Raw genomic sequence first — 14,509 nt, 5'->3', positions numbered from 1 at the left:
AGGTTTACCGTGCTGCGAGCAGTCGGTATGCAGAGAACATTCTAAGATTAAGGGGGGCAACTTGCTGATTTTCTGGAAACAAAAGTTAGTTTTTCTTGCAACCCCAAAGGCGGGTTCATCGGCAATCGAAGCTGCGCTTGAGCCACTCGCTGAGGTGGCCATAAAACGGCCTGCGGAATTGAAACACATTTCAGCGCAAGACTTTCATCGACATTTCGCCCCCTTTTTGGCGGCGCGCAGCGGCGAATCCTTCACCACTGTCGCGCTGATGCGCCAACCGATCGACTGGTTGCGGTCGTGGTACCGGTTTCGACTGCGCGACGATGATGAGGACCCCAATCATCCGATGATCGGACGCTCATTTGAGCAGTTCGCCCAAGATTACATGTCCGATCCGACACCAGCCCATGCAAATTTTGGCACGCAATCGGAGTTCCTTTGCGACGCCGCCGGAAAACCAAATGTGGATACCATATTTCGCTACGATCAGATCGACAGCTTTGTTCATTTCCTTGAAGAACAGCTTGATTTTGCGATCACCTTACCGCGTGTCAACGTGCCACCCGCGGTGGATGTGGCGCTATCCGAACAAACACAGGCCGATTTGACCCAAGCCATGGCGCGGGATATCGCTCTGTATAACTCTTTGGGATGATCAGCCCAATTGGTTTTGCACCGTTGCGGTCAATTCACTGAGTGAGAAGGGCTTGGGCAAAAAGACGGCATTCTCCACCGGGCAGTCGCCATTCTGGAAGACGTCTTCGGCATACCCAGACATGAAGACGGTCTTTGTTCCAGGACGCATTTCGAGCGCTTTGGCAACCCAAGTTGGCCCGTCCATTCCCGGCATGATCACGTCTGTGACGAAGATGTCGACATCCAGATCGGGCGCGCCAAGCATTTCCAGCGCCTCTTCAGCATTTTCCGCCTCGATCACAGTATATCCGCGCAGTTTGAGGGCACGCGAGGCAAAGGCGCGCACGGGGGCTTCGTCCTCGACCAAAAGCACGGTCGCATTGCCCTGCACAGCCATGTCCGAATGCACACGCACGCCAGTAGGCTCCGGTTGATCAGAGTCGCTCTGCGCAAGGTGCTCATGCACGGGAAGGTAGATTGTGAAACAGGTACCAGATCCAACAACGGAATCGCAGAAAATATACCCACCCGTCTGCTTGACGATGCCATAGGCCGTCGACAGCCCCAGACCGGTTCCTTCTCCGGTGCGTTTGGTCGTAAAGAAAGGTTCGAAAATCTTGCCCAGTTTGTCGGGCGCAATCCCCGTACCCTCATCTGACACTTTGACGGCGACATAATCGCCCTTGGGGACTGTGACCCGATCGCGCGGCATATCCTGTACGAGATGCAGGTTTTCGGTTTCGATCTTGATTTCGCCACCGCCCGGCATGGCGTCGCGGGCGTTCACAACAAGGTTCATCAACACTTGTTCGAGCTGGCGCTTATCGGCCCGGATCGAATGCAATTCCGCGTCATGTGTGAGCGCCAGAAAGACCTTTTCGCCCACCAGACGATTGAGCAGATGCGTCATGTCAGACAGGGTGTCACGCAAATCGATGACCTGAGGCTTGAGCGTTTGCTTGCGGGAAAACGCCAGTAACTGACCGACCAAAGAAGCGGCGCGATTGGCATTTTGGCTGATCTGATCGAGATCGGCGAAATCGGGATCACCTTTATCATGGCGCAGCATCAACAGATCGCAATGGCCCGAAATCGCAGTGAGCAGATTGTTGAAATCATGCGCCACGCCCCCGGCGAGCTGACCAATCGCCTGCATCTTCTGACTTTGGACAAATTGCGCCTCAAGCGTCTTGAGTTGGGTGGCATCCGAGAGCACGGCCATCAAGCCCGCGCGTCCCTCTTCGACGATCCGCGCCAGCGTGACCTGCAAAAAAACCTCTTTGTCCCCGCGGCGCGCGCGCAAGACTTCGGGTCGGCGATCAGCACGCCCGGCGAGTGCATCCGCAACCCAGTCACTCACCGGGCGGCCTAAACCCTCAAGCAGGTCAGACAAATGCACATCCAGTGCCGCCTTGCCCAACAATCCACGTGCCGCACGATTGATGGCGACCACCTCGCCATGCGATCCCAATTTCATCAAAGCCACGGGCAGGTTTTCAAAGCCCCCGGCGTTTGGTTGCGCGTGTTCGGTCGAGATCGGCAAAAGATAGATTTCCGCGCGCCCGCCCCCGCCATCTATCTGCGCTACGGTTGCGCGCACTTTTCCATCCGGGGTCGTGATTTCATGGGTCTCCCCCGAGCGCAGCGGCAAATCCGTAAAAATCCGCTCAAGCGTGCGCATCCGCTCTCCGACAAGACGGCGCATCGCCTCATTCATAAACAAGATCGTGCCGTTTTCCGTCACCGTCAGCATCGGTAGGCTGATCGTTTCGGCTCCGCGCCCTCCCACCGGGCGCTCTGCCATATCTTCGAGCCGCCAGAGATAGCCATCGCCCCCGATCTGATGAACCGACAGACGCACGTGGCCGCGCCGGGTGACCAAATCTTCGCGCGCCGCCCCCAACGCGTTCGCCTTGCTTTGCAAGCGACGCAAAACTGCAGAGGGATTGGCAAACAACTCGCCAAGAGAACGCGCCAAAACCTGCCCACCGCGAGAGCCAAACCGTTCCACCGCAGCCCGGTTTTGAAACCCGACTTCGCCGTCGCGATCCGTCGTGAAGGACGGCGAGGCGTCATGAGAAATAAATTCTGAAATCAGGCTGTGCAACTGCGTGCGCCGCCCGCGCTGATAGATGCTGGCCACCCGTGTTGCCAACGCGAGCCCCAACAAGGTGCCAGATGCCGAGAACAGCGCCCACATTGTCACGCGATCGGGCACCAACACCCCGACCCCCGCCGCAATCACAGCAGCGAAAGCCAGATATATCCCCCCCGGCGCCAGCAGCGCCATCGTGCGGGTCATCGGTTGCAATGTGGCGTCACGGTCCGGCACGCAGCGAACCCTCCCAGAATCGTTTCTCCTATATGCGCGCATAAAGGATTAAGGCCGCGTTAACGGCCATAGAAACGCAACCTAGGATTGAGTCAATCTGCGCGAAAACTCAGGGAATTACTGCGTTCGGCGCAGCACAGCGGCAAAGAAACCATCGCCTCCTGAAAGCGGCGAGAACCGCTGCGCTTGCTGAATTGACCAGCCCTTTGCGACCATTCTCGCCAACTGATCTTCGTTCTCAGCGCGCAAAATAGAGCATGTCATATAGGCCAGCGCCCCGCCCTGCGCGACGAGATCGCACGCTTGCGACAGGATTTGCGACTGCAATTCACACAGCGCTTCCAATCGAGCGCGATCAAGGCGCCATTTCGCCTCTGGCGTGCGTCGCCACGTGCCGGAACCGGAGCAAGGCGCGTCGACCAAAACCAGATCATAGCCCGCGCCTAGCGCCCCTGGCGGAGATTGCGATATCTTGGCCCCGGCGCGTTTGGCGCGCGCGGGCAGGTCTCGCATCCGGCCCGGATCTGCGTCATGTGCGGTGATATGCGCCTGCGGACAGGCCGCCGCCATCGCCAAGGCCTTACCGCCCCCGCCCGCACAATAATCCAACACGCGATCGCCCGGTGCCAAGGGCAAAAGCGCCGCTGCGGCCTGTGATGCGGCATCCTGAACCTCGACCAGACCCGTCAGATAGGCCTGCGAGCGCTGCACGGCGCGCGCGCCCTGCGTGACCTCCAATGCGGTCGCGGCCAGTGGGTGGGGGCGGGTCGCAATCGCCTCAGCCTCCAGCGCGGCCTGCGCCTGATCGCGCGTTCCCCGCGCAAGGTTGACGCGTAGGAAAACAGGGGCGCGGGCGCGCATCGCCTCGCTGATCGCAACGAAATCATCTCCCAATTCGGTCTGCAGGATCGGGCGCAACCACGCGGGCCAATCGCGCGCGGCAAGATCATCGGGTGCAGGCAGCGTCAGCGCTGCGCGTTCCGCTGCGCTCAGAGGCTCTGGCGCATAACCTTCACCCGTGAAAAGCGCATCGGGATCAAGGCCTTGCGCGCGCAACATCCCCAGCATCAAGGCCCGTCCCTGATCGCCCCCACCAAGGGCTGCGAACGAACCCCGACAGCGCAGCGCATCAAAGACGTGATCGCGAATTGCGGCGCGATCCTTGGAGCCAGCATAACGGTTCGCGCGCGCCCAATTGGTCAGCGCACGTTCTGCCGGTTCGCCAGTGGCGATGCGATCCAATAGCGAAATCGCGGCTGAAATCCGCGCGCCCGGGGTCACATCAAACCCGCAAGTTGAAGAGATTTAAACATATATTTCAACACCTTGTCGCGCGATATTAATGTCATACTTCCGGTCGCAAAAACCACAGAATCCAAGCCCTTTTCAAAAAGACCGCGCCTCCTGAATCGGAATCTCGTATTGACGAATGACACCCAATAATCAAGGCGTTTTATAGCGTTCCTGAGGCGTTCGCCCCCGTCCCTTGCCATGGATGCGCGGCAATTTCCACCGCTTGCCCCGTCGCAATCGAGCGCTGAACCGCCTGCCCGATTGCCACCACAGCCGAGCTATCGCCCACCGACATCTCGTGGGCGGAGGACACCCGCGCATCCATGGCAAGGGCCGGGTCGCGGCGATTTCTTCGAGTTGTTCAAGATGGCGAAAGTTCGGGCTGGTGATGACAAGGCTATCCAGCGCCTCCACCGCCAGAAACTCGGCGATCAAGCCCACAAGCCGCGCCCCGGGCGTCAGTGCACAGGCCGTGCGGGCCATCTCGGGATCTGGTTCAAAAATCGCGGCGACCTGCGTGCCTTGCAGCAGCGCAATATTGCGCAAATGCTCGTGGCCCATCATTCCACAGACCATCATCGCATAGCGGATCGTGTCCGTTCTCGCTGCCTGTCCTAACTCATGCGTTTAGCGTAATGTGCGCGGCTTGTGTCAAACGAAGTGCACAAAAATTCGACCGGCGCGGGGCTGTCGACCCAGCTGAAGGGCTTGATATATCCAGCCGTGTCACCGGGGCGGCAGCTTAGCGCGAAGGGTGCCCAAGCGGGCATCGGCGCAAAGCTCACCCGGTCCTTGGCGTTGCGAATCCAGAAACCGCAACCGGCGGATGCGGCTTGCGCACGCGCTCACGCCGAAATCGGGCAGATCAGCGGGCTCGCTCAGCACGTCAATCGACAGCGTTTGCGCAAGTGGAAAACCACCGCCCGCCAGCAATTCGATGCGAAACCTCGAATAGAAATGCCAGCGCAGATTGCGGGCGCGGATGTAGTTGCCCGAGCCTTGCACCCGCTCAAGCAGCCCTTTTTCCTCAAGATCCTCAAGCGCGCGGCGCAAGGGGCCCGCGGCAATGCCCCACTGCGCCGCCATCGCGCGGTCGGGGGCAAGACGCCTTACGAAGCCCTCAGTGGAAAGCTATCGTCAACAAACGGGATGTCCCAAGAGCAACCGCACCTTACACTGTGCGTCTTCAAGGATTATGTCGAGAACGCCTCGAACGGGAAGATAAAGGTCGAGCTGTATATCGGCACCCAGCTTTGCTCAAGCGGGGCGGAAAGTCTGCAATACCTGTGGGATGGCGCAACTTCGCCAACACCAAGAAAACGGTAGAGACGCCCGCCGATCTCAAGGGGATGAAAATCCGCACCGTGGTGGTCGATGGGTTCTATGCGCTGCAACAGGCAACCTTCGCCTCGCCCAAGCGCAAATCGATCAAGGCCTATCAAGACTTCAAAAGCGAGGGTGACCAGATCTATGCTACCCCCGCGCAAAAGGCCGAATTCGAAGCGGCGGCCAAACCGGTTTACAACTGGTTTAAGATGAATGTGAACGACGGCGATCAGGTCTTTGGCGATCTTGAGACAGCGGTGGCTCAGGCCAAGAAAACCGTGGATTTCGAGCGCGCGCGCCATGCAATAAGCGCGCCATTTACCACAATATCCTGCCGACTAGCGCCCTGAGTGTTTCCGTTTTTTGCGGGGCAATCGCAGGGGCTACCCTTGGGTCAGACGCGCCCCACAGCCCGCGGCGCAAAACGCCACCAGACCGTCAATCGTGACCTGCGCCCCCGCCGCCTCTGACAGGGCGGCCACGCGCCATTGCGAGGTCAGAAACGCCAAAAGGGCAGCCACCGAATAGACAAAGGCCTCGGCCGCCACCGCGCGCCCCACTTGCGGATATAACCCCGCGATTTCATCAATGAAACGCTGCGCGGTCGGGTCAAACAGTTCGGCCGAAATCTTGGCCCAGGCGGGATCGGCAGAGACGATCGCAACTAGGCGCGCATAGGCCAGCCATTGCGCATCGCCACCCTCAGCCTTCTCCAGATAGGGCTGGAAAAAGCAGCGCAGAATGTCACTCAGGCTCAGCGCCCCATCCGCTTTGGCCTGCGCAAGCGCGGCCAGTCGCAGCCGCGACAGGGCCTCGGCGCGCCGCTCAACCACTTCGTGAAACAGCGCCTCTTTACCGCCTCCGTGATGATGCACCAAGCCCAGCGGCACCTCGGCTGCGGCAGCGATATCACGCACCTTCGCGCCTTCGAATCCATCCCGCGCAAAAACCAGCTCTGCGGCATCGAGAATTCGTGAACGACTCGCGAGAGAACGCTTGGATGGCGCCCTAAGTCTTTGCTTTTTCTCTTTTTTAACTGTCATCACTTGGGGCTTGCTTATTTTGAACATTCGTTCAACTTAAAGGCTCTCTGGGAGGAGACATAGCATGACAGACACGCGGGGCAAATTCGCCCTTATCGGCGCGGGCCCTATGGGTCTGGCCGCAGCCAAGGTATTGCGCGAACAAGATATCGCCTTTCAGGGCTTTGAGATGCACAGTGATGTGGGTGGGCTTTGGGATATCGAGGGGCCGCTTTCGACGATGTATCAAAGCGCGCATCTGATTTCGTCCAAGCGGATGACGGAATTTACCGATTTCCCGATGCGCGAGGAGGTGGCGGAATATCCCAGCCACCGCGAGATGGCGCGCTATTTCCGCGACTTTGCCGATCATTTCGATTTGCGCCGGTTTTACCATTTCGGCGCGCAGGTGACGCGGGCCGAGCCTGTGGGCGGCGATGGTGAAGGCTGGCGCATTCACTGGCGCGATGCGTCGGGCGAGCATGATGAGGTTTTTGCCGGGCTCTTGATCGCCAACGGCACGCTGAGCGAGCCGAATATGCCTGAGTTTCCCGGTGCGTTCGCGGGCGAGCTGATCCATTCCTCAGCCTATCGCGACCCCGAGCAATTCAAGGGCAAGCGCGTGCTGGTGGTGGGCGCTGGCAATTCGGGCTGTGACATCGCGGTCGATGCGATCCATCACGGGATCAGCTGCGATCTGTCGGTGCGTCGAGGCTATTATTTCGTGCCCAAATACGTCTTTGGCAAACCTGCTGATACGATGGGCGGGGCGATCCGCCTGCCGATGTGGCTCAAGCGGCGGATTGATGGCGCGATCCTGAAATGGTTCGTCGGCGATCCCACGAAATACGGTTTCCCCAAGCCCGATTACAAACTGTATCAAAGCCATCCGGTGGTGAATTCGCTGGTGCTGTTTCACGCCGGGCATGGCGATCTGAAAGTACGCCCCGACATTGCGCGCATCGACGGGCAGACGGTGCATTTTAAGGACGGCACGCATAGCGATTACGACATGATCCTCGCGGCGACCGGCTACAAGCTGCACTATCCGTTCATCAGCCCCGAATTGCTGAATTGGCAGGGCGATGCGCCCCATCTTTATCTCAACGCGATGCATCCCAAGCGCGACGATCTGTTTGTGCTGGGCATGCTCGAGGCAAGTGGACTGGGCTGGCAGGGCCGTCATGAGCAGGCCGAAATGGTCGCGCGCTATATTCGCGGCCTGCGTGAAGGCGCAGAGGCCGCGAAGAAACTGCACGCCGAAAAAGCGAGCGGGTTTGAGCGTGCCACCGGCGGCATGGGCTATCTCAAGCTCGCCCGCATGGCCTATTACGTCGATAAAGCCACCTACCGGCGCGCCGTCACCGGCTGGATCAAGGCGCTTGGCAAAGGGGGCGCGTCATGACCGGGCTAGACGCCGTTCATCTGAATTTCAGCCCCGGAGCGTTGCATCTGCTCAACGCAATCCTTGGCATCGTGATGTTCTCCGTCGCGATTGATCTGGCACCGCGCGATTTTCGCGCATTGCTGCGTCGACCCAAATCGCTGATCGTGGGCTTTGCCTCGCAGTTCTTCGTGCTGCCTGCGCTGACATTTGCGCTGGTCAGCGTGCTGCACCCGCGCCCCTCGATCGCGTTGGGGCTGATCCTTGTGGCGGCCTGTCCGGGGGGGAATGTGTCGAATTTCTTCACCCATCGCGCAGGCGGCAATACCGCGCTTTCGGTCTCGCTGACGGCGTTTTCGACGGCGGCGGCGATTGTTCTGACGCCGTTCAATATCGCCTTCTGGGGCAGCCTGTATGGCCCCACCCGGGCGCTGCTGCACCAGACCACGATTGATCCTGTCCAAGTGGCGATTACCGTCGTCGTGATGTTGCTTATACCGCTGCTGGCGGGGATCGCACTCAACCAAGCGCGCCCTGACATCACGGCACGACTGCGCGGGCCGTTGAAATGGGTCTCAATGGGAATATTCGTGGCATTCGTATTGATGTCTCTGGCCGCGAACTGGGGCTATTTCCTGCAATTCGTCGGGCTGATCGCGGGGATGGTGGTGCTCCATAACGCGCTGGCCTTTGCGGGGGGCTATGGCACGGCAACGCTTGCGGGGCTGTCGCCCTATGACCGCCGCTCGGTCACGATTGAGACGGGGATTCAGAATTCCGGCCTTGGTCTGGTGCTGATCTTTGCGTTTTTCGGAGGGCTTGGCGGCATGGCCATCGTCGCCGCCTTCTGGGGGATCTGGCACATCATCGCAGGCTTCACCCTCTCCACTCTGATGGCCCGCACGGAGGCTGCACGATGACGAAAATCCTGATAACTGGTGCGGGTGGTATGATCGGCCGCGCACTGATGGCGCAACTGGCAAACGGCGTGCATGAGGTGATCGCCACGGACCTCAAAGCGCCCAAGAACCTACCCGAAGGCGTGCGTTTCACCCCGCTTGATGTGACCACTGATGCGCCTGCGCGCGTGATCGCCGCCGAGCGCCCCGAGGTGGTCGTCCATCTCGCCTCAATCGTGACGCCCGGTCCGGGCATGGGGCGCGATATGGCCTATGCGGTCGATGTCGAGGGGTCGCGCAAGGTACTTGAGGCCGCACTGGCCAATGGCGTGCGCCGGCTTGTCGTGACCTCGTCAGGGGCGGCCTATGGCTATCACGCCGACAATCCCGTGCCGCTGCGCGAAAGCGATGCGCTGCGGGGCAATCCCGAATTCGCCTATGCCGATCACAAGCGCCAAGTCGAGGAAATGTTGGCGCAGGCCCGCGCCGAGCATCCCGCGCTGGAACAGGTGGTTCTGCGGGTTGGCACGGTGCTGGGTGCGGGCACCGACAACCAGATCACCGCGCTGTTTCGAAAGCCGCGCCTATTGGCGATCCGGGGCGCGGATAGCCCGTTCGTCTTTATCTGGACCCATGATCTGGCCCGCATTTTGCAACGCGCGGCCACCGATGGCCCAGCGGGAATTTATAACGTGGCGGGCGATGGCGCGCTTGGGGTGCGCGATCTCGCGCGGCGCTTGGGGAAACCCGTGCGCGCCCTACCCGCAGGTCTGATCAAGGCCGCCTTGGCGCTGGCCCATCCGCTGCGGCTCAGCCGTTATGGCCCTGAACAGCTTCGGTTTTTGCAATATCGCCCGGTGCTGGCCAATGACGCGCTCAAACGCGAGTTCGGTTATACGCCCGAGCTCAGCAGCGCCGAGGTGTTCGATCTGTGGTGCCGCGAGGCGGGGTTATGAGCGCGCCTGTCGCCGTGATCTCGGGCGGCGCTGGCGGCTTGGGGCGCGCGCTGTCGGCAGGCTTGCGCGATGACGGCTGGCAGGTGGTCATTCTGGATCGCGACATCGCGGCGCTACCAGCCGCGCCAAACCAACAGGCGATTGCCTGCGATCTAAGTGACCCGGCCCAACTTGAACGCGCCTGTGCGCAGGTGATCGCGCACTATCCGCGCATCAATCTGGTGATCTACAATGCCGGCGTGACCCAGATCGGCGCGTTTGAAGCGCTGAACAAAGCCACGCATCGAAAAGTGTTCGAGATCAACTATTTCGCCGCCACGGCGATGGCGCGCGCATTTCTGATTCCGTTGCGGGAAAGCCGGGGCACGCATTTGGCGATCTCGTCGGTGGCCGGGTTTTCGCCGCTCTATCATCGCACCGCCTATGCGGCCTCAAAACACGCGCTGGAGGGCTTTTTCGCCTCGCTGCGCTCAGAAGAAGCGTGCCATGGCGTGCGCATTCAAATCGCCGCGCCGTCATTCATCGCCACCAATATTGGGCATGCCGAGCGGCAAGAGGACGGGATTTCACGCCCCGGAGCCGCAGCGGACGGGGTGGATTACATGACACCCGAGGCGGCAGCAAAGGTGATCTTGCGCGGGCTGAAACGCGGCTCTGCCATGATCCCGGTGGGGCGCATCGCGTGGCTGTCGTGGTGGATCCAAAGCCTGTCGCCGCGCCTATTTCAGCGCCTGATGGAACGGCGCATCACCACCGACCGCCGCTCCTAAAACACCGCTTCGACGCGGCCAAACCTGATGCGCGTTCTGACGCACGGGTTGCGATTGCCTGCACCAAGCGCGCCCACCCGCATCACTCAGCGCGAGGGGGCCGTGTTCAGGCGGATGCTCCTTCACATCGACGTGTCCTCAGATTGCACGGGAACCAACGCCGCTTGCGAGGGGTTCTCTAAGCAACGTCACACGAAAAGGAGTTATCCCATGTTTAGCATGATTGGCGGCCTCGTAGTCCTCATCCTCGATATTTGGGCCATCGTGTCCATCATCGGGTCAGGAGCCTCAACCGGGGCCAAAGTCTTGTGGATTCTGTTGATCCTCATCCTGCCGATCGTTGGCTTCATCATCTGGCTGATTGCAGGCCCCAAAGGCGGACGCGCGATCGCCTGAACCGGTAACAAAACGCCAGTCGGGAGGAGCACCGCCATGCTGAAACGCAACATCATCCCGATTGGCGCCTTGGGGCTGAGCCTTGTGAGCATCGCGCTTGTTTGGCTCAACCCTTGGTATTTAGCGATCCTGATTGTGACCCTGCCGGTTCTGGGGCTGGGTCTGTATGACTACCTTCAGACTGGCTGGACAATCACACGCAACTACCCGGTCGCGGCGCGGCTGCGCTGGCTGTTTTATGACCTGCGCCCCTTTCTGCGCGCCTATATCGTCGAGGGCGATCTTGAGGGAAAACCCTATTCCTACGAGGCGCGCAATCTGGTGCATGCCCGCGCGCGCGGCGAAACCGACACCCATCCGTTTGGCACCGAACTTGACGTCGAAAGCGAGGCATATACCTGGGTCAACCATTCCATCGCGCCCGAGCCCGACCCCGATGAAGCCCCCCGCGTCAGCGTGGGCAACATGCAATGCACCAAGCCCTATTCGGCCTCGGTGCTCAATATCTCGGCGATGAGCTTTGGCGCGCTGTCAGCCAATGCGATTGAGGCGCTCAATATTGGGGCGAAACGCGGCGGGTTTTATCACGACACCGGCGAAGGCGGATATTCCACCTATCACGCCAAACATGGCGGGGACATCGTGTGGGAGTTGGGCTCGGGCTATTTTGGCGCGCGCGATAACGACGGGCGTTTTGACCCTGCCCTATTCGCCGATCAGGCGCAGCGCGATCAGGTCAAGATGACCGAAATCAAGCTGAGCCAAGGGGCCAAACCGGGCCATGGTGGCCTGCTGCCCGCCGCCAAGGTCACACAAGAGATTGCCGAGACCCGCAAAGTCCCCGCCCATCAGGATTGTCTAAGCCCGCGCGGCCATTCCGCCTTTTCCACGCCCTGCGAGATGATGGAATTCGCCGCCAAGATGCGCGATCTGTCGGGGGGTAAACCAGTGGGGCTCAAGCTGTGTATCGGCCAACCCCATGAGGCGTTTGCGCTCGTCAAGGCAATGCAGAAAACGGGCATTTTCCCAGATTTTATCGTGGTGGATGGAGCTGAGGGTGGCACGGGCGCGGCCCCGCTTGAGCTGTCCGATCACGTCGGCATGCCGCTGATTGATGGCTTGGTGCTGATGCGCAACGCCCTTGTCGGGTCGGGCGTGAAAGACAAGGTACGCCTTGCCGCCTCGGGCAAGGTCTATTCCGGCTTTGGGTTGGCGCATCACATGGCAATCGGCGCGGATTGGTGCAACGCGGCGCGCGCCTTCATGTTCTCGATTGGCTGCATTCAGGCGCAGCGCTGTCATCTGGGCACCTGCCCCACCGGCATCACCACCCAAGACAAGGCGCGCCAACGCGGTTTGCTGCCCGAGGTGCAAGGCGAACGCGCCGCCCGGTTTCATCGCAAGACCCTCGCGGCGCTGGCCGATATCGTCGCCTCGGCCGGACTCAAACATCCAACCGATCTGCAACCCCATCACATCGTGCATCGCATCGGCGTCACGCAGGGGCGCACGATCGACAAGATTTACCCCTTCTTGCCCGTTGGCATTCTCAACGACGATCCCGACAGCACCGATTACGCCGATTGGTGGCATGCGGCAGATCCTGACAGTTTCCATGCCAAAACCGATCTGGTGCGTGACCGGACCAGTTTGAAACACCACTCCGATTTGAAAGAGGCTTGATATGAGCAAAACTGTTTCCGAGGTCGTCGCCGATACATTGCTTCAGGCGGGCGCGCTACGCGTTTATGGGATCGTGGGCGACACGATCAATCATTTCACTGATGCCGTGCGCAAAAGCACGCTGACTTGGGTGCATGTGCGCCATGAAGAGGTCGGGGCGCTGGCCGCGGGTGGCGAAAGCTACATGACGGGCGAATTGACGGTCTGCGCGGGCACCTCTGGTCCCGGAAGTCTGCATTTTGTGAACGGCATTTTCGAGAGCCACCGCAACGGGGCGCCTGTCGTCCTGATCGCGTCGAATATTGATCGTGCAGAAGAGGGTCTGGGTTTTCCCCAAGAGGTCGATCAAAAGAAGATATACGAACAGGCTTCGGTCTTTTGCGAACGCATTCATCATCCCGATCAGGCGCGCCGCATCGTGGCGCAAGCGGCACAAGCCGCCTTGGCCAAGCGCGGCGTGGCCGTGGTGGTCGTCAATGGCGATATGTTCCACGAAAAGACCGATGATGCGCTGCATTGGTCGGTGCATCGCCCGCAACCGGTTTTGCGCCCATCCGATGGTGAGCTGGACAGCTTGGCCGCGATGATTGCGCAGGCCAAACGCGTGACGATCTATGCCGGGATCGGCGCGCGCGGCTCGCAAGATCAGATCCGTGCGCTGGCCGAGCATCTGGGCGCGCCTGTCGTGCACACCACGCGCTCTAAGGAATTCATCGAACCCGACCAGCCCAATAATGTCGGCATGACCGGGATCTTGGGCAATCGCGCAGGGATGGAGGCGATGGGGGATTGCGATCTGCTGCTTTGTCTGGGCAGCGATTTCGCCTATACTCAGTTCTATCCGGACAAAGCCAAGATCGTGCAAGTGGATAGCGATGCCACCCATCTGGGGCGGCGTGCGCCGATTGATCTGGGGCTAGTGGGCGATGTGGGCGACACGATCAAGGCTTTGATCCCACAGCTTGAGCGGCGCGAACCGGGCAAGCATCTGACCCGCGCGCTCAAGCAATACGCCCAAGACCTTCAGGGCTATCTCGACAGTGCGAACGAACCTGACCCCAGCCTGATCCACCCCCAAGCGCTCAGCGAAATGCTGGATCGGCTGGCGGCCAAGGATGCGGTGTTTACCGCCGATGGCGGCTCGCCCATGGTTTGGCTGCTGCGCCACCTCAGTGCCAATGGTCAGCGACGCTTCCTCACCAGCCTGCTACATGGCACGATGGCCAACGCCTATCCGCAAGCGATGGGCATTCAGCTGGCCTATCCCGAGCGTCAGGTGATCGCGCTGTGTGGCGATGGCGGCATAAGCATGTTGATGGGTGATCTGCTGACGCTGGTGCAAGAGAATATCCCCGTCAAACTGCTGGTCTTCAACAACGGCTCTCTGGGTTTTGTCGAGATGGAGCAACGGGTCGAAGGGATGCTGGATGCCTTTACCACGCTGCAAAACCCCGATTTCGGAGTGATGGCGCGCGCGATTGGCATGGCGGGGGCGACGGTGGAGTCGATGGATGATCTGGAAAGTGCAATGATCGCTTGGCTGGCCGAGCCGGGCCCTGCGCTGCTGGATGTCAAGGTCAACCGGATGGAGCTGGTGATGCCCCCCAAGATCGAGATGTCACAAGTCACCTCGACCGCGCTGTTTGGGGTGAAAGCGGTGTTGAACGGGCGCATGAATGAGGTGGTGCAACTTGTGCGCAACAATTTCCTGCGCTGAGACGGTCTTGGCCCGGGGATCGGCCAGCATTCGACTTTTCGCCCCCTAAAAAGATACCCCCTAAAGGAAACATTGGACATCCTGTCAAACGCGTC

The 14,509-nt window shown here is 60.2% G+C and carries 14 protein-coding genes; 9 read left to right on the top strand and 5 right to left on the bottom strand.

Going from position 1 to position 14,509, the window contains the following annotated elements; genetic code table 11:
• Positions 1 to 61: 61 nt before the first annotated feature.
• Positions 62 to 655, top strand: coding sequence for a sulfotransferase family 2 domain-containing protein (locus AB4874_RS09635; protein ID WP_368391823.1), 594 nt, complete (start codon positions 62 to 64; stop codon positions 653 to 655).
• On the opposite strand, the gene AB4874_RS09630 is transcribed toward AB4874_RS09635, so the two are convergent.
• From AB4874_RS09630 to AB4874_RS09615, 4 genes are all read right to left on the bottom strand, one after another.
• On the bottom strand, positions 656 to 2,836 hold the full coding sequence (locus tag AB4874_RS09630; protein ID WP_438273463.1) for an ATP-binding response regulator: 2,181 nt from the start codon (positions 2,834 to 2,836) through the stop codon (positions 656 to 658).
• A 249-nt stretch (positions 2,837 to 3,085) separates the two neighbouring features.
• Positions 3,086 to 4,249 carry an RsmB/NOP family class I SAM-dependent RNA methyltransferase gene (locus tag AB4874_RS09625; protein WP_368391822.1) on the bottom strand — a complete coding sequence of 388 codons (1,164 nt, stop codon included), beginning with the start codon at positions 4,247 to 4,249 and terminating at the stop codon, positions 3,086 to 3,088.
• Between the two features lie 162 nt (positions 4,250 to 4,411).
• Complete coding sequence (locus AB4874_RS09620) at positions 4,412 to 4,840, bottom strand: Gfo/Idh/MocA family oxidoreductase (RefSeq protein WP_368391821.1); 429 nt, start codon at positions 4,838 to 4,840, stop codon at positions 4,412 to 4,414.
• Between the two features lie 147 nt (positions 4,841 to 4,987).
• Positions 4,988 to 5,347 (bottom strand): GntR family transcriptional regulator, encoded by a 360-nt coding sequence (locus AB4874_RS09615; protein WP_368391820.1) that lies wholly within the window; start codon positions 5,345 to 5,347, stop codon positions 4,988 to 4,990.
• A gap of 200 nt (positions 5,348 to 5,547) precedes the next feature.
• Between AB4874_RS09615 and AB4874_RS09610 the strand changes: the two genes are divergently transcribed.
• Entirely contained in the window at positions 5,548 to 5,937 is a 390-nt protein-coding gene (locus AB4874_RS09610; RefSeq protein ID WP_438273460.1) for a type 2 periplasmic-binding domain-containing protein, read from the top strand.
• A gap of 33 nt (positions 5,938 to 5,970) precedes the next feature.
• Here the strand turns inward: AB4874_RS09610 and AB4874_RS09605 are convergent, their stop codons facing one another.
• Positions 5,971 to 6,630, bottom strand: a complete 660-nt coding sequence (locus AB4874_RS09605; RefSeq protein WP_368391819.1) for a TetR/AcrR family transcriptional regulator — start codon at positions 6,628 to 6,630, stop codon at positions 5,971 to 5,973.
• A 64-nt stretch (positions 6,631 to 6,694) separates the two neighbouring features.
• Between AB4874_RS09605 and AB4874_RS09600 the strand changes: the two genes are divergently transcribed.
• The 7 genes from AB4874_RS09600 to AB4874_RS09570 all read left to right on the top strand — a co-directional run bounded on the left by AB4874_RS09600 (position 6,695) and on the right by AB4874_RS09570 (position 14,414).
• Positions 6,695 to 8,014 carry a flavin-containing monooxygenase gene (locus AB4874_RS09600; RefSeq protein ID WP_368391818.1) on the top strand — a complete coding sequence of 440 codons (1,320 nt, stop codon included), beginning with the start codon at positions 6,695 to 6,697 and terminating at the stop codon, positions 8,012 to 8,014.
• A complete protein-coding gene (locus AB4874_RS09595; protein WP_368391817.1) occupies positions 8,011 to 8,913 on the top strand; it encodes a bile acid:sodium symporter family protein in 903 nt (300 codons plus the stop codon). The genes AB4874_RS09600 and AB4874_RS09595 overlap by 4 nt, the downstream gene beginning before the upstream one ends.
• Complete coding sequence (locus AB4874_RS09590; protein WP_368391816.1) at positions 8,910 to 9,848, top strand: SDR family oxidoreductase; 939 nt, start codon at positions 8,910 to 8,912, stop codon at positions 9,846 to 9,848. The genes AB4874_RS09595 and AB4874_RS09590 overlap by 4 nt, the downstream gene beginning before the upstream one ends.
• Complete coding sequence (locus tag AB4874_RS09585; RefSeq protein ID WP_368391815.1) at positions 9,845 to 10,618, top strand: SDR family NAD(P)-dependent oxidoreductase; 774 nt, start codon at positions 9,845 to 9,847, stop codon at positions 10,616 to 10,618. Before AB4874_RS09590 ends, AB4874_RS09585 begins: the two co-directional genes overlap by 4 nt.
• Before the next feature lie 210 nt (positions 10,619 to 10,828).
• Complete coding sequence (locus AB4874_RS09580; RefSeq protein WP_295536764.1) at positions 10,829 to 11,014, top strand: PLDc N-terminal domain-containing protein; 186 nt, start codon at positions 10,829 to 10,831, stop codon at positions 11,012 to 11,014.
• Positions 11,015 to 11,050: 36 nt separating this feature from the next.
• Positions 11,051 to 12,697 carry an FMN-binding glutamate synthase family protein gene (locus tag AB4874_RS09575; protein ID WP_368391814.1) on the top strand — a complete coding sequence of 549 codons (1,647 nt, stop codon included), beginning with the start codon at positions 11,051 to 11,053 and terminating at the stop codon, positions 12,695 to 12,697.
• 1 nt (position 12,698) lies between these two features.
• Entirely contained in the window at positions 12,699 to 14,414 is a 1,716-nt protein-coding gene (locus tag AB4874_RS09570) for a thiamine pyrophosphate-dependent enzyme (protein ID WP_368391813.1), read from the top strand.
• The last annotated feature ends 95 nt before the right edge of the window (positions 14,415 to 14,509 follow it).

The organism is Thioclava arctica (genome assembly GCF_040892615.1).
GTDB classification, from domain to species: Bacteria; Pseudomonadota; Alphaproteobacteria; order Rhodobacterales; family Rhodobacteraceae; genus Thioclava; species Thioclava arctica.
The sequence above is the reverse complement of the archived record's forward strand: the minus strand, read 5'-3'. Positions and strand labels throughout refer to the sequence as shown.